This window comes from Desulfovibrio mangrovi (assembly GCF_026230175.1).
In the GTDB taxonomy this organism is placed as follows: Bacteria; Desulfobacterota; Desulfovibrionia; order Desulfovibrionales; family Desulfovibrionaceae; genus Halodesulfovibrio; species Halodesulfovibrio mangrovi.
Genome location: NZ_CP104208.1, coordinates 2,354,491 through 2,374,459, shown reverse-complemented (window position 1 = coordinate 2,374,459; position 19,969 = coordinate 2,354,491). Strand labels below are relative to the sequence as shown.

General features: G+C 57.5%; 20 protein-coding genes. 6 read left to right on the top strand and 14 right to left on the bottom strand.

Going from position 1 to position 19,969, the window contains the following annotated elements; all coding sequences use genetic code 11:
- Positions 1-42 precede the first annotated feature (42 nt).
- The 3 genes from N1030_RS10865 to N1030_RS10855 all read left to right on the top strand — a co-directional run bounded on the left by N1030_RS10865 (position 43) and on the right by N1030_RS10855 (position 1,878).
- Entirely contained in the window at positions 43-723 is a 681-nt protein-coding gene (locus tag N1030_RS10865) for an ABC transporter ATP-binding protein (RefSeq protein ID WP_265825505.1), read from the top strand.
- Positions 720-1,505: an ABC transporter permease gene (locus tag N1030_RS10860; RefSeq protein WP_265825504.1), complete on the top strand. Its 786-nt coding sequence runs from the start codon at positions 720-722 to the stop codon at positions 1,503-1,505. The genes N1030_RS10865 and N1030_RS10860 overlap by 4 nt, the downstream gene beginning before the upstream one ends.
- A 67-nt stretch (positions 1,506-1,572) precedes the next feature.
- Positions 1,573-1,878 carry a hypothetical protein gene (locus N1030_RS10855; RefSeq protein ID WP_265825503.1) on the top strand — a complete coding sequence of 102 codons (306 nt, stop codon included), beginning with the start codon at positions 1,573-1,575 and terminating at the stop codon, positions 1,876-1,878.
- A gap of 367 nt (positions 1,879-2,245) precedes the next feature.
- Here N1030_RS10855 and N1030_RS10850 read toward each other — a convergent pair whose 3' ends face one another.
- The 8 genes from N1030_RS10850 to N1030_RS10815 all read right to left on the bottom strand — a co-directional run bounded on the left by N1030_RS10850 (position 2,246) and on the right by N1030_RS10815 (position 9,267).
- Complete coding sequence (locus N1030_RS10850; protein ID WP_265825502.1) at positions 2,246-3,268, bottom strand: alpha-hydroxy-acid oxidizing protein; 1,023 nt, start codon at positions 3,266-3,268, stop codon at positions 2,246-2,248.
- 114 nt (positions 3,269-3,382) lie between these two features.
- Entirely contained in the window at positions 3,383-4,093 is a 711-nt protein-coding gene (locus N1030_RS10845) for a FadR/GntR family transcriptional regulator (protein ID WP_265825501.1), read from the bottom strand.
- 306 nt (positions 4,094-4,399) lie between these two features.
- Positions 4,400-4,945, bottom strand: coding sequence for a carboxymuconolactone decarboxylase family protein (locus N1030_RS10840; protein WP_265825500.1), 546 nt, complete (start codon positions 4,943-4,945; stop codon positions 4,400-4,402).
- Between the two features lie 84 nt (positions 4,946-5,029).
- Entirely contained in the window at positions 5,030-5,611 is a 582-nt protein-coding gene (locus tag N1030_RS10835; protein WP_265825499.1) for a TetR/AcrR family transcriptional regulator, read from the bottom strand.
- A 104-nt stretch (positions 5,612-5,715) separates the two neighbouring features.
- On the bottom strand, positions 5,716-6,444 hold the full coding sequence (locus N1030_RS10830) for an amino acid ABC transporter ATP-binding protein (protein WP_265829051.1): 729 nt from the start codon (positions 6,442-6,444) through the stop codon (positions 5,716-5,718).
- Positions 6,445-6,482: 38 nt separating this feature from the next.
- Positions 6,483-7,154 carry an amino acid ABC transporter permease gene (locus N1030_RS10825; RefSeq protein ID WP_265825498.1) on the bottom strand — a complete coding sequence of 224 codons (672 nt, stop codon included), beginning with the start codon at positions 7,152-7,154 and terminating at the stop codon, positions 6,483-6,485.
- 115 nt (positions 7,155-7,269) lie between these two features.
- Entirely contained in the window at positions 7,270-8,004 is a 735-nt protein-coding gene (locus N1030_RS10820) for a transporter substrate-binding domain-containing protein (protein WP_265825497.1), read from the bottom strand.
- A gap of 378 nt (positions 8,005-8,382) precedes the next feature.
- Positions 8,383-9,267 (bottom strand): LysR family transcriptional regulator, encoded by an 885-nt coding sequence (locus N1030_RS10815; protein ID WP_265825496.1) that lies wholly within the window; start codon positions 9,265-9,267, stop codon positions 8,383-8,385.
- Positions 9,268-9,370: 103 nt separating this feature from the next.
- Here N1030_RS10815 and N1030_RS10810 point away from each other — a divergent pair, with 103 nt between their 5' ends.
- On the top strand, positions 9,371-9,823 hold the full coding sequence (locus tag N1030_RS10810; protein ID WP_265825495.1) for a PACE efflux transporter: 453 nt from the start codon (positions 9,371-9,373) through the stop codon (positions 9,821-9,823).
- Positions 9,824-9,995: 172 nt separating this feature from the next.
- Here N1030_RS10810 and ald read toward each other — a convergent pair whose 3' ends face one another.
- The 3 genes from ald to N1030_RS10795 all read right to left on the bottom strand — a co-directional run bounded on the left by ald (position 9,996) and on the right by N1030_RS10795 (position 12,512).
- Positions 9,996-11,102, bottom strand: coding sequence for an alanine dehydrogenase (ald, locus tag N1030_RS10805; protein WP_265825494.1), 1,107 nt, complete (start codon positions 11,100-11,102; stop codon positions 9,996-9,998).
- 654 nt (positions 11,103-11,756) lie between these two features.
- Positions 11,757-12,050 (bottom strand): integration host factor subunit alpha, encoded by a 294-nt coding sequence (locus tag N1030_RS10800; protein WP_265825493.1) that lies wholly within the window; start codon positions 12,048-12,050, stop codon positions 11,757-11,759.
- 33 nt (positions 12,051-12,083) lie between these two features.
- Positions 12,084-12,512, bottom strand: a complete 429-nt coding sequence (locus tag N1030_RS10795) for an HIT family protein (RefSeq protein ID WP_265825492.1) — start codon at positions 12,510-12,512, stop codon at positions 12,084-12,086.
- A gap of 330 nt (positions 12,513-12,842) precedes the next feature.
- Here N1030_RS10795 and N1030_RS10790 point away from each other — a divergent pair, with 330 nt between their 5' ends.
- Positions 12,843-13,859: an elongator complex protein 3 gene (locus N1030_RS10790; protein WP_265825491.1), complete on the top strand. Its 1,017-nt coding sequence runs from the start codon at positions 12,843-12,845 to the stop codon at positions 13,857-13,859.
- A gap of 225 nt (positions 13,860-14,084) precedes the next feature.
- Positions 14,085-14,870 (top strand): hypothetical protein, encoded by a 786-nt coding sequence (locus N1030_RS10785; protein ID WP_265825490.1) that lies wholly within the window; start codon positions 14,085-14,087, stop codon positions 14,868-14,870.
- A 110-nt stretch (positions 14,871-14,980) separates the two neighbouring features.
- Here N1030_RS10785 and N1030_RS10780 read toward each other — a convergent pair whose 3' ends face one another.
- The 3 genes from N1030_RS10780 to N1030_RS10770 form a co-directional block, all read right to left on the bottom strand.
- Complete coding sequence (locus tag N1030_RS10780; protein WP_265825489.1) at positions 14,981-17,710, bottom strand: methyl-accepting chemotaxis protein; 2,730 nt, start codon at positions 17,708-17,710, stop codon at positions 14,981-14,983.
- Positions 17,711-17,883: 173 nt separating this feature from the next.
- Positions 17,884-18,648 carry a DUF4197 domain-containing protein gene (locus tag N1030_RS10775; RefSeq protein WP_265825488.1) on the bottom strand — a complete coding sequence of 255 codons (765 nt, stop codon included), beginning with the start codon at positions 18,646-18,648 and terminating at the stop codon, positions 17,884-17,886.
- 78 nt (positions 18,649-18,726) lie between these two features.
- Positions 18,727-19,968, bottom strand: coding sequence for a protein-tyrosine phosphatase family protein (locus N1030_RS10770; protein ID WP_265825487.1), 1,242 nt, complete (start codon positions 19,966-19,968; stop codon positions 18,727-18,729).
- Between the last annotated feature and the right edge of the window lies 1 nt (position 19,969).

Here is a 19,969-nt window from a genome sequence, read left to right as displayed (position 1 = left end):
AATCGTCATGACAGCGAGGCGGTACATGCATATAATGTAATTATGGAAACAATAATCGATTTCGATACCGTCTCATATACTTGGCCGGGGGGCAAGGGACTGCATGATGTCAGGCTTGCCGTGCCCCGGGGAGCACTTGTACTGGTCGCCGGTCCTTCGGGTTCCGGCAAGTCCACGCTGCTCAGACTGGCGGCGCGGCTGGAGGAGCCGGATTCCGGATCCATCCGTTTTGCGGGGCAGCCGTTGGCGGACTACGAACCGCCCCGGCTCAGGCGGCGTATCGGCTATATACAGCAGACGCCGGTGGTCATGGAAGGCTCCGTGCGGGAAAACCTGCTGTTGCCATACTCCTTTGCCGTGAACAAGGAGGAACCGGTGCCTGCCGACGAGGAACTGAACAGCTGGTTGCAGCGGGTGGCGCTCGACGGCGTGAGGCTGGACGATGCCGCTACGGCGCTTTCCGTAGGGCAGAAGCAGCGGCTGTGCATTATCCGCTCTCTGCTTCTCAGGCCGGAGCTGCTGCTCATGGATGAGCCGACCAGTGCCCTTGACCGCGAGAGCAGGCGGATTGTGGAGGAGTTGACGGAAACACTCAACAGGGAAGGCATGACCATCATCATGGTGACGCATTCGGATTACCGTCCGCAGGTGGCGCATACCGGCGTCATGGTGCGTGAGGGGCGGCTTGCCTTCTGTGATCTTGCGGCGGAGGTGACGGCATGAACGGGGGCTATATCCAGATTTCCCTGTGGCAGCTGGGCATGGCACTGGTGCTGGTCGCCATAGCGGGCGGGGCCTCGGTGGTTTACGAACTGCGGTTGCAGAAGGACCTTGCCATAGGTACCTTCCGCACCTTTGCCCAGTTGTTCGCCATGGGGTATCTGCTCAAGATCATATTCAATTTGCATAATGCGCTGCTTGTCATGGCCGTGTATCTTGTCATGACCTGGTTTTCCGTCCGCATTATAAAAGGGCGGGTGAAAGAAAAGAGCATAGACTATTACGCACCTACCATGGTATCAGTAATGGTAAGCTATACCCTCATAACCTTCATTGTGACCGGTGTGATCATCGGTGCGAAACCGTGGTGGACCCCCCAATACTTCATTCCCATCGGGGGAATGGTGGCGGGCAATTCCATGAACGCTTTGGCAATCGGTCTTGAACGGTTTTTTTCGGAACTGCGGAGCAGGAAGGATCAGGTCGAGATGATGTTGTGTCTCGGTGCGGACTTCCGTGAAGCCAGCAAGGAAATGTTCCGAAACGCCCTTAAGGCGGGCATGATCCCGTCGATCAATTCAATGATGGGTGTGGGCATCGTGTCCATTCCCGGAATGATGACAGGGCAGATTTTGGCCGGGGCAGACCCGGCGGACGCAGTGCGCTACCAGATAGTGGTTATGATCATGATAGTCGCTGCAACAGCCCTTTCGGCGCTGATAGTGCTCCATCTGGTGAGAAGGCGTTGTTTCGGCCCCGCCATGAACCTTCTGTTACGAAGTTGATGTTGCAGGGGGGGATGGCAAATCCCGCAAGGGTAACGTGTACGCCAGTCCGGAAAGGAGGTGTGCCATGCATCAGCCGATCAATGAACTGCACAGATTCCATTTTCACCCCGATGTCTCCGGATTCGATCCGGACCTGATGTATGTAGAATGCAAACACTGCGGTCGTCCTGTCCTGTGGAACAAGGGGCGTACCTCGGAAATCCTGGAGGGCGTGGATATCGTCCGCGCGGAACTGGACTCCTCATGCATGATCCTGACCCATGGGTGCCCCCGTTGCACCCCCGGAGTTACCAAGTTTCGTTTGCAGGTGATACGCGCTGACGACGTGTATGCCGAAGAGCAGCAGATGCAGCTGATTGCCCACGCGTAAGCGGGGCTGGCCGTTTGGCAACGAGGGTATGCTTGGCGTCCTTGTGGGGCGCGTATGCGGCGAACGGCAGGATTTCTTTGAGATGAGAACAGTGAAGGCCGCCCGAATGGGGCGGCCTTCTTCATTGTTGCGTAGTGTGTTGGGGTGCTGGCCTACTGGGCAAGCACGCCTGATCAGGCTTACACTGTAATTGGCCTACTGGCCAAGCACGTCAGATCGGGTTTACGCCGTGGTTGGCCTGCTGGCCAACCACGTCTGGTCGAATTTACGTCGTACTTGTCCTATTGGCCAATCACGTCTGATCGAATTTGTGTCGTACTCGGCCTACTGGCCAAGTACGCCTGATCGAATATGCGTCGCACTTGGCCTACTGGCCTAGTACGTCTGTCAGAATCTCGGGGGTGATGTCCGCAAGGCTCTTGCAGCCGGTGAGCACCATGGCGGAAACAAGCTCGCTCTGAATCTGCTGGATGTACTTGCCCGCGCCTTGCTCAAGGCCACCTACGGTCGCGATGGAGAAGGGACGGCCGATCATCACGGCGTCCGCACCCAGTGCGATCATCTTCAGCACGTCGGCACCGGAGCGGATGCCGCCGTCCACGAGAATGGTGATGTCCTTGCCCACGGCTTCGGCGATGTCGAAGAGCACATGCGCGGTGCCAGGAGTCTGGTCGAGCACGCGACCGCCGTGGTTGGAAACCACGATGGCGGCTGCACCGGTATCCACTGCGGCCTTGGCGTCATCTACGCACATGATGCCCTTGAGGATGAACTTGCCGGGCACATGGTTGATGATTTCCTTGAGCTTTGCCGGAGACTTGGGCGAAACGGGGCGTCCCATCTTGGCAAGGGTGATGAGGCCGGCGGCGTCAATGTCCATGCCGAAGACAGAACAGCCGGTTTCTGCGGCCTTGTCCAGCTTGGCGAAGAGTTCGGCGTCTTCCCACGGCTTGATGAAGGGAATGCCCTTGCCGTCCACGGCCTTGATGGCATTGAAGCCGGATTCATGGATGAAGGGGGGAACGCCGTCACCGGTACAGCCTACAATGCCGTTGGCCACGCAGGCCTTCAGCTTGGAAGTGATATAGTCCTCTTCTGTCACCTTGCCGCCCATGTTGAAGGAAACGCCGCCGATGGGCGCTGCCAGTACGGGAATGGAAAGGGGCATACCCAGAATCTCCGTGGAGGGGTCCGGGTTGGATACGGAATGGATGAGACGCATGCGCAGCTTGTAGTCCGTCAGCGCTTCCACGTTGGCTACGAAGGAGGAGCCGGTGCCAAGACCGCCCATGCCGGGCACTTCTCCGGCGCAGGCCTTGCCGTTGCAGACGGGACAGACGCGGCAGTAGCCCTTCATGAGCTCCCGAGCGTTGGCGCGTACTTCTTTCATGTTGGTCATCTCCTGATGAATGCACACTGTCCGATCAGCGGACAGCGTTATGCGGCCCGCAGGCCGATTGTGTTATCGCTTCACCGGAAGAACGCATCGGGTGCGTGGTTCCGGTCATTTTGCTTCGCTGAATATCAGTTTGCTTACCAGCAGCAGGTGGGTGCGCATGGCCTCTTCGGCCGCATCAGCGTCACGCTGCATAATTGTCGTAAATATGTCTCTGTGCGACTGGAGCGAGGCTTTCTGGCGCTCTTCGCTCTGCAACGGCTCATTGCGGGTCTCCGCCAGCTTGGATTCGGCACGGGTTACCACATCCACAAAAAGCGGGTTGCCGGTGGCCATGGCGATGAGCTGATGGAAATGCAGATCGGCATATCCGGTCTTTTCTCCGTTGCCGAGTTCCTTTTCCTGCAGTTCCAGCACGTGACGCAGGGCCTCAAGATGTCCTTCTGTCCGTTCCTGCGCGGCGAGGCGGGCAATCTGCGGCTCAATGGCAAGCCGGAATTGGAACAGCTGCCACAGCCGAACCCGCTGCTGGGTCATTACTTCCGCAAACGGCGCAAGAAGGTCGCTGCCGGGGGGCAGCGAGACGTAGGTGCCGTCTCCCCTGCGGCTTTCCAGTACCCCGCTTTCCTGCAGGGCGCGAATTGCCTCGCGCAGGGAGCTTCTGGATACCTTGAAAATCTCTGCCAGATTGCGTTCTGAGGGTAGCTTGTCGCCCGGTCGTATCTGGCCGGAATCAATGAGGTCACGTATGCGGGCCACTACCTGTTCGTAAATCTTTGTCTGCTGCATTTCTTCAGATTGAGTCTGCATGCGATGCATGATTATTTCCCCCCGTTATGGACCCCTCCGCCCTGCCCGTATGAACGCCTGTCACGTTTTCACGGGTGTCTTCCCGCGGGCCATGGAGTGGTCCGACCACATTATGCACAACTCCTGTTTTTCTGACCAGCCTTATCAAGGTGGTTTTTAAGCAGACCTACGCAGTTTTATACGAATGGGCAAGCGGCTCACTGTTGTCTTTGCAAGTGGTAGTGTTTCAGGTGGGTGTTTTGGTGCGGAATAGTGAGTGGTGTGGCGGGCGGCAACGTTTGGGAGGCAAGGGGGGGCGTTGCCGCCCGCTGGGCATTATCGGGTGCGGAATGCCGAGTCTATGATGGAGGCGGAAACCATGTTGGCTCCGTGACAGAGGGCGTCGAAGATATCCTTGTCGGACCAGCCTTCAGTACGGAGGGCGGCGATCTGATCTTCGGTTACCGATTTAGGATCCTGTACGGCACTGATAACGAAACGGACAAGTTTCTGTTCCCTGTCCTCCAGACCGCTGTCCATGGTCTCTGTGCGGCTGCCTTCAGCATAGGCATACAGGGTCTCAATGTCCGAAGGCGTCATGCCGCAACGTTTGAGCAGGTCATCGTTGAAGTCGGTGCAGCACTCGTAGCTGTAGCTTCGGGCCACGGCGTACCGAATGGCGGCCAGCATCGGAAAGCTCAGTGTTTCGTGGGACATGTAGTAATGAATGTTTTCGAACTTGTTGGTGAGCAGGCCGGGGCTGGCGGAAAGCAGTTGCAGAGGTTCCGGAATCTCCTTGCCTTTGAATGCATCGTATACCTTGCGAACGGATTCGGGAGCGGTTTCGGCCTGGGCTGGGGTGACATACGCGATCTTGTACATGTGCTGACTCCTTTATAGTAGACTGGTCGTCTAGTGGGTGGACAAGAAAAAACCGCATGGCTTTAAAACGGCCATGCGGTGTGGTCATCTGATGCGGAGCAGGTCGTCAAAAAAACGGTGGCACAATTTGAGCGGCTCAAGTGAGCGGGTTACCTTCATGCGGATGAGCGCGCCATGCCAACTGGATACGATGAAGTAGGCCGTCTCAACCGGGTCAAGATCGGGGCGCACCTCTCCCTGTTCCTGTCCCTGACGGATGAGATCGCCGAAAGCGGCAGCCATGCGGTCTATGACCTGACGCAGATGCACCTGAAACTGATCGGAGAGACCGCCCATTTCCTGCGCAAGATTGCCGATGGGGCAGCCCTGTCTGCATTCCTGCTTTTCGAAACGTTCTTCCACGATGGCGAGAATTGTGTTCAAGCGGCTCAGGGGGCTGAGGCTGGTGTCGGCAACCACCTCTCTGAACATGTTCCCGAATCTGGCAGCGAAGTAATCCACCACGGCAAGGCCGAAGGCTTCCTTGCTTTTGAAATAGTGGTAGAACGAGCCCTTGGGCACGCCCGCAGCGTCCAGAATCTCTTTCAGTCCGGTGCCGTTGAAGCCTTGCCGGTTGATGAGGTCTGCGCCTGCTTCTATGATTCTCTGCCGTGTTTCTTCGCTCATGGGGATGGCTATTAGACCAGTCGTCTAGTTGGTGTCAACGTGAAAAAAGAAAAGGCCGTATCGTGCAGGATACGGCCTTATGCATTCTCAGGTGAACAAGGGAGCTAATGGCCCACAACCTTGCCGAGGAAGTCGCGCAGGCGCGGGTTCTTGGGGGCGGAGAAGAAATCGTCCGGGGAACCTTCTTCCTGAATGACGCCCTGATCAATGAAGATGACGCGGTCGGCCACTTCGCGGGCAAAGCCCATTTCGTGGGTCACCACCACCATGGTCATACCTTCGTTGGCCAGCTTCTTCATGACGTCGAGCACTTCGCCGACCAGTTCGGGGTCGAGGGCGGAAGTGGGTTCGTCGAAGAGAATCACCTTGGGCGACATGGCCAGAGAGCGGGCAATGGCCACACGCTGCTTCTGGCCGCCGGAAAGCTGGTCGGGGTAGCTGTTTGCCTTGTCGGGCAGGCCTACCTTTTCCAGCAGCTTCAGGGCGATGGACTCTGCCTCCGCCTTGGATTTCTTGCGCACCTTGGTCAGGCCGATGGTCACGTTCTGCAGCACGGAAAGGTGGGGGAACAGGTTGAACTGCTGGAACACCATGCCCGCCTCGGAGCGCACGTAGTTGATGTCGGTCTTGGCGTCGTAAAGATCGTAGCCGTCTACGATGACGGTGCCGGAGGACAGTTCCTCCAGCCTGTTGATGCAGCGCAGCACCGTGGATTTTCCGGACCCTGAGGGGCCGAGGATAACGACCACTTCGCCCTGTCGGATGGAAAGGTCGATGCCCTTGATGACTTCAACATCGCCGAATTTCTTGTGCAGGCCGCGGATTTCGATCATGGGCGTGCCATTCTTGGTAGCTGTCATGGTCTTTCTCCCTATCTGCGGCTGCGGTTGGACAGTTTGCGCTCATACATGCGCAGGACCTTGGCAATGGACAGGGTCATGCACAGGTAGACCACGGCGATGGTGAGATAGACCTCGAAGGAGCGAAAGTTCACGGCCACGATTTCCTGTCCCTGACGGGTCAGTTCGGCCACGCCGATGACGGTGAGCAGGGAGGTGTCCTTCAGGCTGATGATGAACTGGTTGCCGAGCGGCGGAATCATGCGTTTGAACGCCTGCGGCCAGATGATGTAGAGCATGGTCTGCATGCGGGTCAGGCCGATGGAACGGCCGGCTTCGCTCTGTCCCACGTCGATGGACTGAATGGCGCCACGGACGATTTCCGCGATATACGCGCCGGAGTTGACCGCGATGGTGATGATGCCCGCCGTGACGGGGGCGATGCGGATGCCCGCTGCGAGCGGGACGCCGAAATAGAGGAACAGCGCCTGGACAACCATGGGTGTTCCTCGAATGATTTCGATATAGACGAGGGAAACGCTACGGAGAAAAGGATTGCGCGATATGCGCGCAAGTCCGCTGGTAACACCGATGATGAACCCGAAGATCAGGCCCACGACGGTCAGATATATGGTGAGCTCAATGCCCTCTGTGAGCAGGGGCAGCGTCTCCCACATGACTTCGCTTTTGAATTGAAACGCCATGAAAGTATGCCTTTATTACAGAAAATGGAGCAGGAAAAGCGCGCTGCGGAGAACGAGCGCGGGAGCAAGCCTGCCCCCGCGCACGGAATAGTCGGAACGAATATCTAAGGATACGCTACTTGGCGGGCTTGTAGCCGAACCACTTAACGTACAGGGTTTCGTAGGTGCCGTCGGCCTTCATGTCGGCCAGCGCCTTGTTGACCTGGGGAACCAGCTTGGAACCCTTGGGGAAGCCGATGCCGTAGGCCTGACCCTGATAGATGGGGCCAACAACCTTTACCTGGCCTTCGTACTTCTTGGCGAAGTCCATGACAACGGGCATGTCGAAGATAACGGCGTCAGCACCGCCGGTCATCAGTTCCATGAACATGCCGTCGTTGTTGGGGTAGAGCTTCACGTTTTCCTTCTTGGCGAAGGTGTAGGCGAAGTCCACGCTGGAGGTGGCCAGCTTGGTGGAAATGATGGCGCTCTTCAGGTCGTTGATGTCCTTTGCAGTGCTGTCGGACTTTACGAGCAGGGAAAGACCGGAGTCATAGTAGCCGTCGGAGAAATCCACAACTTCCTGACGTTCGGGCTTGATGGTGATACCGGCAACGGCGGCGTCAATGGTGCCGGCCTGCAGGCCGGGGATGATGCCGTTGAAATCCATGGGCTGGAATTCATAGTCCAGATTGAGGCGCTTGGCGATTTCCTTCCACAGGTCGATGTCAAAGCCGACATACTCGTTGCCTTCCTTGTATTCGAAAGGCTTGAAGTTGGTGTCGTGAGCAACGACCAGCTTGCCCGCAAAAGCGGTGGAAACCATGGCCAGAGAGATAAGAACGGTCAGAACAGCAAGAAAACGTTTCACGGTAATACCTCCTCTGAACGGTCTGCACAGGTTCCATATTGTGTTCGGATTATGTGAGAACCGTTGTTAATGAGAAAACCCACACTTGATCAAATCGATCGATTATTGCCAGAAAAGTGGTGTAAACGCAAATCAAATCCCCTGTCGGCAACGTGATTCCGCAGCGCTGGAGCGGTCGGAAAATGATGCTTTTGGTATCGCGAACAGCGCATTTTTACAGCAATCCTTGTTCAAAAATGCATGCGCATGGGGCGTCGTGGAATGAGGTTATGTGCAGGGAATTCTCTCGCTCGAAAGTTCCTGAGCTTCTCTTCAGAGATGCTGTCAGGGTATGACTATCTGAACCTGATCCCTGTAGCCCGGCATTTGCTCCTGCGGTCATCGTGAGGAGAGGGCCTGCGCAAACGAGTCGCACAACCAGCGGGCTGCGGGGCCCAGATGGCGGGCTGTGGTCCACATGATATAGGCGGGCACGGAGTGCGGCTTGGGGTGGAATGCAAAATCGAGCGGTACGAGCCGCCTGTCCTCCAGATCCTCCCGCATCGCGTGTTCGGGCAGAAAGGCCCAGCCCGTTCCGTTGCGGACCAGCGTCTGAATGGCGGAGTTGCCGTCGCACCACCATGGGCGCAACGCCACACGTTCATCCAGCACGCGTTCTCCACTGCGGCTTGAAACAATGATCTGCCTGTGGCGGGAGACTTCCTCCTTGGTCAGGCTGCCCCTTCCCGCAAGCGGATGCGACGGGGCCGCCACGGGAAGAAAGCGTACGTTGCCCACAAAGCGGGCCGGTGCTGTGACCGGCAGCGCATGCAGCGGAACCACATAGCCAAGATCAGCGCGGCCTGTGCTTACCATTTCCCCCACATCGCCCAGCGCGCCCATGAGCACTTCCAGCTCTACATCCGGCCAGTGGTTGCCGAAGTGGCCCAGCACGGCCGTTGCCACGTCTTCAGGGATGAGATCGTCAGCGGCCAGCGTGACGCGGCTTTCTACTCCCTCTGCCAGACGTCCGGCCAGCTTGCCGAGGCGGTCGCAGGCTTCAATGGTGTTGCGGGCTTCCTGCACGATGGATTCACCCTGCGGGGTGAGTGCGGGTTTGTGTCCTGAACGGTCGAAAATGGTCACGCCAAGGTCAATTTCAAGATTTGCAATGGCGGTGCTGACGGCGGATTGGGCACGTCCAAGTCGTCGTGAGGCTGCAGAAAAAGACCCGCATTCGACGACCGTGACAAGTGTTTCAAGTTGATCAAGGCTGTATCGCATGGTGGGCGATCTATCTGATTATGAGATGGAAAGCAACTTTTTCTATCTACAGTCGTCCTGTAATACCCGGCTTCAAGATTACTCTCTCGATAAGGAAACGAATATGCGTTCAGGATTGGATAGATTGCGTCATGCCATATTGTTCGAAATCATAGCGCTTGTACTGGTTACCCCGGTAGCTTCGGCTTTGCTTGAAAAAGACATGGATCAGACCGCGGCCTTCGCCGTGGGCATGTGCCTTATCGCCATGGGGTGGAACGCCTTGTACAATTGGTGTTTCGATATTGCCCTTCTTCGTGCGGGAAGGCCTTTGCAGCCGCGTGGCATGTGGTTGCGGGCATTTCATGCGGTAGTTTTTGAATTGGGCCTGTTTTTCGTGGCCATTCCCTTTGCCATGGTCATGCTGGACATGAACTTCATGGAAGCGCTCATGGCTGAAGTGGGGCTGGTTACTTTCTATCTTGCCTATGCCTACCTGTATAACTGGGCATACGATCTGGTCTTTCCCATGCCGGTGGAAGCTGTCGCCTTTGCTGGAAGCGGCGATGGCAGGTGAGCTGGCGGGCGGTGCTGTCGGCACGTCGGGCGGGCTGCACCTGAGGAAGTGACAATCGGATATCACTCTGCTGTTCTGTAGACTATGTCTTTTCGGGCAGACGGCAGGTGTCAATATAAAAGGGAGGCCGCATATGCGGCCTCCCTTGTTGTTGGATACTGTGGGGTCGAGGTTAGGCCAGAGCCTGCTCGGGGGTGATGGAGGGCATGCCGAAGGCTTCGCCCACTGCGGGGCAGGTGAGCTTGCCCTTGTAGGTGTTGAGGCCGAGCGCAAGGGCGCGGTCCTGACGCAGCGCATCGATGCCCTTGTCGGCCAGTGCGATGGCGTAGGGCAGAGTCTGGTTGCACAGCGCAAAGGTGGAAGTGCGCGGAACTGCGCCGGGCATGTTGGCAACGGCGTAATGCACCACGCCGTCCACCACGTAGGTGGGGTGGTCATGGGTGGTGGGCTTGATGGTTTCCACGCAGCCGCCCTGGTCAACGGCAACGTCGACGATGACCGAGCCTTCCTTCATGGTGGAGAGCATGTCGCGGGTGACGAGGTGGGGAGCCTTGGCACCGGGAATCAGCACTGCGCCGATGACGAGGTCTGCCTTCTTCACCCATTCACGGATGTTGGGTTCGGTGGAGGTGATGGTCTTGATGCGGCCGCCGAACACGTCGTCGATGTACTGCAGTCGACCGTGGTTGATGTCCAGCAGGGTTACACTGGCGCCGAGGCCCATGGCCATCTTTGCAGCGTTAAGGCCGACTACGCCGCCGCCGAGGACAACGACTTCTGCCGGAGGAACACCGGGTACGCCGCCGAGCAGAACGCCGCGGCCGCCCATGGGCTTTTCAAGGAACTTTGCACCTTCCTGCGTGGCCATGCGGCCTGCCACTTCGGACATGGGGGTCAGCAGGGGCAGGGCACCGTTGGGCAGCTGGACGGTTTCATATGCGATACCGGTGGTGCCGCCTGCAAGCAGGGCGTCGGTCTGAGGCTTGTCTGCAGCGAGGTGCAGGTAGGTGAAGAGAATGAGGTCGGAGCGCAGATACTTGTATTCGGGAGCAATGGGTTCCTTGACCTTGTAGACCATTTCTGCGGACCACGCGGTCGCAGCGTCTACCAGCTGGGCACCTGCGGCAGTGTATTCCTCATCGGTGCAGCCGCTGCCGACACCGGCATTCTGCTCAACCAGAACGGTGTGACCACGGCGGACAAGAGATGCTACAGCGCCGGGAGTGGCGGCAACACGGTTTTCAAGAGTCTTAATTTCTTTCGGGACACCGATAATCATAGGGCTCTCCTTCAAAGTATGTGTTGGCGAGGGACGCACCCCTTGCGGACCACCTGCGTACCTCGGTGTAACGCTCCAATTTGTTCCAGTATAAGCATGGTCCGGCTTTATTCGACAAGCAAAAAGAATGATTTTGCCGTAAAAAGAGCGAATTTTAATTGAATGACGCTAATGCTTCCATGATTTTGATGGTTGACGCATATGCATGTGGTGGCACTCTTGTTTGGCCGTGGGGAAGGTGTCCGCAGAGAGGATTGTAATGGCGCACAGTGCGGATTCTCGGGTGGGTGCTGATTTTGCGGAACTGTGCAGAATGGGCGGTTTTCAGGATTGTATGCAGATATAATCAAAAAAATGATTATTAATGATGATACGTGCACAAATTGGTGTGCTGTTGCAATATTGTGTTGTGTGACTCAGTCTGGTGCAGGTGTTTGCATAGGTGGGCAGGCGGGGTGAGTGTGGAAATGCGCACTGATGGGTTTTGCAGGGGAAAAATAAGCCAGAAGGTTTGCTGGGTTACAGATCTGAAAACGTAAAAGGCTCCGCAGATGCGGAGCCTTTTGACTGCTATGCCTTTTGACTGTTCCGACCGGAAAAAGGCGGGAGCATTTGGGGGCCTGATGGAAGCCCCGTTATCCCGTGCTTGCCGGATTAATCTTCGTTCAGTTCGGAACGGAACTTGCGGGACAGGCGGAAGACCACAACCTTGCGGGGGGGCAGGGTGATGGTTTCGTCAGTCTGCGGGTTGCGTCCCTTGCGGGCTTTCTTGTCATAGGCTTCGAATTTGCCGAAACCGCTGATGAGAAGGGCATGGTCCTTTTTGATGGAGCCCTTCATGATGTCGAGCAGGGATTCGACAATGTTCTTCACTTCCGCACGGTTGCGGTCGGTCTGTTCGTAGATGGAATCCACGATGTCGGCTTTGGTCAAAGTCTTGCTATTCATAATTTCCCTCCCGGTTATCCGGTGAAAACACGGTTAAGCGAAACGCTTTCTGATGTTGGATGCCAGTTCAAGCATCTCGTCGGCATTTGAATACGCATGCTGCGGCCACAGGCGCAGGGTGTCGTGAGAAAAACGAGGTATAAGATGCCAGTGGGCATGGAATACGACCTGTCCTGCTGCAGCAAGGTTATTCATATATATGTTCAGGCCTTCGGCCTTGGTTGCTTCCAGTATGGCGCTGCCCACTGCCTTCTGGGCTCGTATCAGCGCTGCCCCCAGTTCCGGCGGAACTTCGAAAATGTCGTTGTAATGGGCCTTGGGGATGACGAGGGTGTGTCCCTTCTGGACTGGAGCGATGTCCAGAAAGGCCATGACCAGGTCATCCGAATACACTTCTGCACAGGGAGAAATACCCTGAGCGATGCTGCAGAATATGCAGTCGTCTTTTCTGTTGAGATTCATTCCCAAATTCTAGACTTTTCCAAGATTTGTGGCTTGTTACAGGAAAAATGACCTTTCTGCGCGCCATTACGGATCATATGCTGTTTATATACACAACTTTGTGCTGTTATTCAAGTTTTTTTTGTATCATTCTTTAGGGTTACGGTATCCATTCACCTACTTTGCAATCTGTGTTATGAAGAGTGTGCGTCAGGAATATTCTTGAAGTGCGCACGGTTGCTGTCGGGTGTAGTTGCCTCTTTGCATAGAGGGTGCTGTTCCATGACGTAACATGCTGATGTCTTTACATCTATGATAGTGGTTTAATACGATATGGCAATCTCCAGTGGAATGATTTTTTCCCCACCGCTTCCGCACGATGTCTCTCCGCGCATCCTGCCCGTATTCACGCCCTTTGCCGGTTGTCCGAACCGGTGTCTTTATTGCGCCCAGCAGGCCCAGACTGGGCATGCAGAACAGGGGCTCGGCATTGTGTTCGAGCAGTTTGAGCGGGACCTCGAGAAACGTTTTGCAGGTGGCGGAAGTCCCGTAGAACTCGGCTTTTACGGGGGGACGTTCACGGCGCTGCCGGAGCAGTGGATTGAGCGTTTTCTGCTGTTGGCCGCACGGTACAGGGAGCAGGGGATGGTCTGCGGCGTGCGTTGCTCCACAAGGCCGGATGCCGTCAGCCTGCCTTTGCTGGAACGGCTCAAGGCTCTGGGGCTGGACACCGTGGAACTGGGCATACAGACCTTTGACGATGCCGTATTATCGAAAAGCCTGCGGGGCTATGCCAAGGACGTTGCCATTGAGGGCTGCCGCATCGTGCAGGACGCAGGCATGACGTTGGGTATCCAGCTGTTGCCCGGTCTGCCCGGTCACACGACCGCCATGTTCCGTGACGATGTGGCTCTGGCCTGCTCGCTGGAACCGGCCTTCATGCGGCTGTACCCTTGTGTTGTATTCAAGGGAACAGGCCTGGCCCGCTTGTACGAGCGTGGCGAATATACGCCATGGTCTTTGGGGGCAGCCGTTGATGCCTGCGCGGAGGCCCTGCGCCAGACATGGAAGCATGGCATCCGCGTTATCCGGATGGGCATTGCCCACGATGTGGGAGTGACGGATCAGATTCTGGCAGGGCCGATGCATCCCGCTTTCGGGTCCATGGTGCGCGGGCGGGCGCTTGTCCCGTATATCCTGCGCAGGGTGGACGCCTTGAAGCGGGCACCTAAGCTGCTCATGGCTCCTCAGTCCGTCAGGGGGGAATTCTGGGGGTATAAGGGGGAATGCAAGTCGTTGTACGCTGCATCCGGCCTCACCACTGACAAGGTGCAGTGGTGGAACGCCCCCTTCTTCTGTCTTCTCTGATCGTGCCGGTTCCGTTTACAAAATAAATCCCAAGCCATTGAATAGGCTTGCCGCAAAGGAGCGCTCCGGGCGCCCGGTCTGCCGCCTGCGCCTGTTGACCTTGGGCGCAAAAAGAGCCAGAAATACAATGCACCGCGGGGGACATGCGGTGCTTTTTCATGAACATGATGTGCAAGAAGGCGGTGTGCAGAGCCTTCCACGCATTCGGTCTCGTCGGGAGGAGAGATGACTGAGGATCAGGTACAGGAGAGTACTCTTGCCACCCTGCTCAAAGGCTTCAGGCCGGCAGGTTTTTTTTCTAGTGCAGGCAAATCCACAACTCACCAGAGTAAATCGTCCGTTAACCAGCGGCAGATTTTGTGGGCAGTGCGTACACTGGACGGCGGGGCTGTAGAGATTTCTCCGCTGGTCGCCGGTTATCCGGCTCCTGCCAACATGCGGATGAACAAGAAGATTGAGCGCCCCAAATTTCTGGAGCAATACTGGCCGGAACCCGAGCTGTTTTTTCAGGATGCCATGACCACCTTTGCGGCGCGGGGCGATCTGCAGGGATATCCCCAGAACGTCAAAGAGCTCATCAAGGCCTACCTGCCTCTGGTGCTGGTTTACCTCGCCACAAACCAGCGCGCCAAGGCTGAGACCGTCATTGATTTCCTCGTGGCGCACAACGTGCCCATGTGCGAGAAGCAGAAAAAGCTTCTTAACCGTGTGGCCGTGGAACTGCGCAAGGAAGGTCAGCCTGAAGCCGCCCTTGAATGTTATGCCTCGGTGGAGAAATATTACGGCAAAGATGAGCACCTGCATTTCAATATTGCCAGAACCCTCTGGGATATGCGCAAGCTCAAGGAATGCCTGCAGCATCTTGAACTGTGTCTGAAGATCAACCCGCACCTTGCCGTGGCAAAGCAGTTTCGCGACAAGCTGGTGAAAATGTTGGCCCAGAAGAAGGCCACCTCGCAGCAGGTGAAGCCGGGACTGGTTGTGGACAGCAAGTTCAAGATTGCCACCTAGCTGCTGTTTTCCGGCTGGCCGGTTAACGCAGAGAAGTAAAAAACGCCCCGCCTTCGGTAAAGAAGGCGGGGCGATTCGTTTTTAAGCCAGAGTCTGCGATGTCGGGCGTACTATTCTGAACGCATGATGCGGATGAGCTGCTGCAGCTCTTCTGCCTTTTCCGCCAGTTCCTGAATGGCTTCCTTGGCCTCGTTCATGCCTTCTGCCGTGCTTGCGGCAATATCCGTCACATCCTCCACCGCACGCTTCACAGCCTCGCTGGTGGCGGACTGTTCTTCAGCCGCAGCTGCGATGGCCTGCACCTGGTCGGCCGTGTTGTTCACGGCGGAAACAATCTCATGCAGTGTTCTGCCGGAGTTTGTGGCCTGTTCCGTTGAAGTTTCCACGGCCTTGGCTGCCCTGCCCACACCTGCAATGGACTGGGTGGCTCCTTCCTGTATGGCGGAAATGGCTTTGCCCACTTCGCCGGTGGCCTGCATGGTTTTTTCCGCAAGTTTGCGGACTTCGTCTGCAACAACGGCAAAGCCTCTGCCGGCTTCTCCGGCACGGGCGGCTTCAATGGCGGCGTTCAGGGCAAGCAGGTTGGTCTGGTCCGCGATATCCTGAATGACATTGATGACGTTGCCCACATCGGCGGTCTGGGCTCCCAGCTGGTCCATGAAGCCCTTCAGCTCCTGCGCCTGCTCGCGCATGACGGCAATGGACTTGATGAGGCTGTCCACCTCTGTCTGACCATCGTGAGCCTGCTTGCGGGCAAGGTCTGCATTCCCTGCGGCGCTGGCGGCATTGTGTGCCATTTCCATTGAGGTGGCGTTCATCTGCTCCATGGCCGTTGCAGTTTCGGAGGAGCGGGCTGACTGTCTGTCCGCACCGTCGGCTGCATTCTCCACCTGCCGGGAAAGCTCTCCGGCAGACGTGGCCACGTGCTCGGCAATGGCAATGGCCTGCTGGGCCACGGAAGCAATTTTTTCGTTTTTGGCGCGGATTTCCGCTTCCTGCGCACGGATGGTCGTCAGGTCGAAGTAGAGGGTAAAGGCGCCGATTTGCTGATTGTCCAGATCGAATATGGGGGTGGCATTCACGTGAAGAATGGATTCCCTGCCTCCAGCTGTTACGGTCATTTCGCCTTCGGTCTTGCTGCGGGAGTCCAGCGCTTCATCGGAGCGGGTTCTCCTGTTGTCATCGTTGAAGAAGAAGCGGCCCACGGTCTGGCCGTGGTAATCGGCAGCCTTGCCGCTTTTGCCGGCTACTTCCATCAGGCGGTTTCCGATGAATGTAATGCGCTTGTCCGTATTGAGGGTCATGCAGGGGAAACTGTCTGAAATCGCATCAAGAATGCCCTGTGCAAAGCCGAGTTTGGCCTTCAGTTCGTGCACCATGTGCTGGATGGAAACCTTGAGCAGGTCCAGTTCCATGGGGAAGGTGCCGTCGATGGTGGCCTTGAAGTCACCGTCGGCAACTGCCTTGGCGTAGGCTCCGAGACGGGTCACCGGCCCGACAATGCGGCCGACGATGGTGTAGGCGATGAGGGTGCCCACAAGAATGAACACGGCAAAGGCCAGACCGCCTGCCATGACCATCTGCGTGCGGGTTGCATCCGCCATGGATTCCACTTCCGCGCTGGCCTTCATGGCCTCGGCCGTATCCATCTGGGCGACAAGGGCCCAGCGGCCACCGAGCATCTCAATGGGCTGCCATGCGGCAAGGGTGGGCACTCCGCGGTAGTCCGTGGTGTAGCCTTCGCCGGTTTCTCCGTTGAGGGCGGCTTTGACCGGCTCGGAGTCGATGCGCTCAACCAGCACATCCAGATCGTTGTCCGTGAAGCGGGAGGATGTGCGGCGTTTGCCGTCCGGGCCTACCAGATAGGTCTCTCCGCTCTCCCCGAGGCCGAAGGTGTCGAACTTGCCGCTGTTCAGCAGCATGTCGTTTAGTTTCTTCACGGGCAGGGCAAAGGCAAGGGTGGCAATGTATTGGCCGCCGTCGAAGACGGGGGTAGCCATGAAGGCCGTAGGGGCGTTGCCCGTCGGTTCATAGGGGGCAAAGTCCGTCTGGATGATGACGCCCTGCTGGCCCTTTTTGCCTGCCTCTTCCGCCTGCCGGTATGCCTTGGCAAGGCCAGAGGATTTGAATGGCCCGTTAAGCAGGCTGGTGGCGAAGTCCGGAGCCTTGTTGACGGAATACAGAACCTGTCCGGTTTCGGGGCGGATGAGGTAGATGTCGCGATAGCCGAAGCGCGTTGCGTAATCCCTGAAGACGGGGTGGTACAGCAGGTGGTTGTCTGTGTAGCCGACTATGAGGTCTTCCGGCTCAACGATGTCGGCCCGGCTGGACGGGGCTGGTTTCGCCTGCAGGAAATGCTTCCACAGGACCACGGCATTGGGGTCTGCGGGAACGTACTGCATCGGTTTTGCCTGGGCATAACCGGAGGCGATGGCAGCATAGGTGGCAAAATCCGGCTGATCCAGAAAGGCGCTGCCGGAAAGGAACTTCGCAAGCTCCTTGCGCATGCCTTCAATGGCTTCCGGCGGGGTGTTGGATTCGTGACGGACGATTTCCATGTCGTAGGCAAAGGCGAGCGAGGCATCAATGACTGTGCGTCCTCGGCTGAAGGTGGCCAGCTGGTCGGCCATGTTGTCCAGCAGGTCGTGAACCTGCACGGACTTGACCCCGCGTAATGTGGCCAGCTGGTCCTGAGCGCGCAGCCTGAGCGCCTTGGAACTGGTTTCGCCGAGGTCGGACATGCCGCCGGACCCCATACTCCACATGATGGCTGCAACGCCTGTCATGCCAATGACCATTACCGAAAGAAAACTGACGAGTAGCTGTTTTTTCAGCGTCATATGCCACCATCCTGCCTGTGCAATGCAGCCCCCTGCAAAATTCCGCATGTGAAGTGCAGACTTTGTATGAGGTTAGGTGTCGTGTCAATAAAATGGGGTATAACCTACAGAAATGTAGGTTGATTTCCATTGCTACATTTAAGGGCGTCGGACCGGGGCGGCACGGGGCCTGCTTACCTTGCGACGCTACCGAAAACCTTTTTCAGAATGTCGCTTGTCCGGGCTGCGGGATTCGCTCTGATCTCGGCTTCCTCCTGTGCCATGATGGTGAAGATGCCGTCGACGGTCTTGTCGGTGACGTAGCCGTCAAGGTCGGCGGAGCCGGTCCGGAGCAGAGGGTTGAGCTGGGAAACGGTTCCCGTGAACTTTTTGTATGAGGCGGTTACGTTGGTGGCTTCGGTGGCTTTCTCCACGATGGGGCGGATACGCGTAGTGAGGTCGCCGGTGCTTGTCTTGCGGAAGAAGGCCGTTGCCGCATCGTCAGGCCCGTTGAGAATGGCCCGGGCATCTTCAAAGCTCATGGTAGAGATGGCATTGAAGAAGATGGAGGCCGTTTCCTTGGTGGCCTGTTCCGCAGCGTGGTTCATGGTGGCTATGAACTCGTCGGCCAGCTGGTTTTGCCCCAGAGCGCGTGCCGCCTGTTCTGCGGTCCGGAGCGAGTCCGGCATGGGAATGCGGACGGAGGGCGTGTTCAGGAAGCCGCCGTCCCTGCCCAGCATGGACACGGAATTGTCCACGGTTTTACGTAACGCCTCCTTGAGCCCCTTGATGACCTCACTGTCCGTAAGGGGGGACGACGTGGTTGTGCTGGTGCTGCCGGAGAGCACCTGTTCCTTTACGGCATCCAGCAGGCCAGCCCGGATGGGGGTGACGCTGGAAAGCACGAGAAGAAATATGGCGGCCAGTAATGCCGGGTAGTTGCGGGGATCGAATTGCATTGGGATACCTCCTGAATGCATGAATTGCGGACAGTATAGCAGATTTCGGCAGAGGCGGAAGGGGGATTGCGGCGACGGTCAATCGGCAGCGGAATCCGGTGTCGGTGCAGAGGCTTCGAGCATGAGGCGGAACACGGTCTGTACGTATTTGCCGGAAAGTACCTCCGGCAGCGGAAAGCGCAGGGCGTCATCCGGAGGCATGGAGCCGGACAGGGTAAGGAATACCTGTGCGGAGAGTTCCTTGAGAGGCTCGATGAGGGTACCTTGCCACAGGCCCCCGCTCTGTTCCTCACTCAGGCCGAATAGGCGGCATTTGAGCGGGCGGTAGGTGTAGAGGATGCACAAATCTTCGCAAACGATGGTGGGATCGGCTTCCGAAGCGGGAGCACAGACGGGATTTGTCCTGTTGAGGGGGCAGAGGGTGTCGGCGGCTGAGAGGCAGTAGTCTCCCTGCAGCCCCTTTCGTGCTTCGCGTTCCTTGCGCGATGCTTCCACGGCGCGGCGGATGATTTCCGCCCGTTCTGCACCGGGAATGAGGGTGTTGATGCGGCTGCTGAGTACGAGTGCCTCAATGAGCGTGAGGGAAACGGGAGAACTGCAGCAGAGGCCGTGGTCACGCCCGCAGCGGGGAACGGGCGGCAGGGCTTCCAGTTCCTTTTCCATCTGCGCTTCCAGCCCCAGATAATTGCCGATGAAGGGGGCCAGATCCACGGTCTTGCCGAATTCGAGAGAAGGCTCGCGCACCATGAGCGGCGGGTTCTGCTTGCCGTATCGTCTGACCGTGCGCCACTGATCATAGTTAGCGGGCTGGGATCGCAGCCGCTTGAGGGTGCGGGTTGCCAGTTGCTGTCCCATACCTTTGCGGAGCAGGTATGCGTTCAGCACAGTGCCGGTTCTGCCAATGCCGTGACGACAGTGCACGTAGACCGTTTTGCCCAGAAACAGGGCTTCGTCCATCCATTCCAGCGCAAGGTCCAGCGCCTCAAGCTCCGGCGCTTCTTCGTCGATGACCGGCATATGGTAGACCTCGAACCCGAATTCCCGCTCTATGTGAGCCAGTTCGGCCAGTTCATCGCAGAGATTGAGGATGCACTGGATGCCCTGTTCCCGCAGGGCCTTCAGGTGGGCTCGCTGGTGGGGTGCGGGACCTGCGCCGAGGTGGGCCGTGACCCAGTGTACCGGAAACAGCGGGTGCGGCGGCGGTGCGGCGGAAGGCGGCTCGGCGCGCATGAAGTCCGTAAGGCAGCGCCTGACGGTGCAGCCCAGCCGTTGGAGCAGGCTCGTTGCTGTGCCGTTTGGCCGTTCCGGTGCATCCGCCATG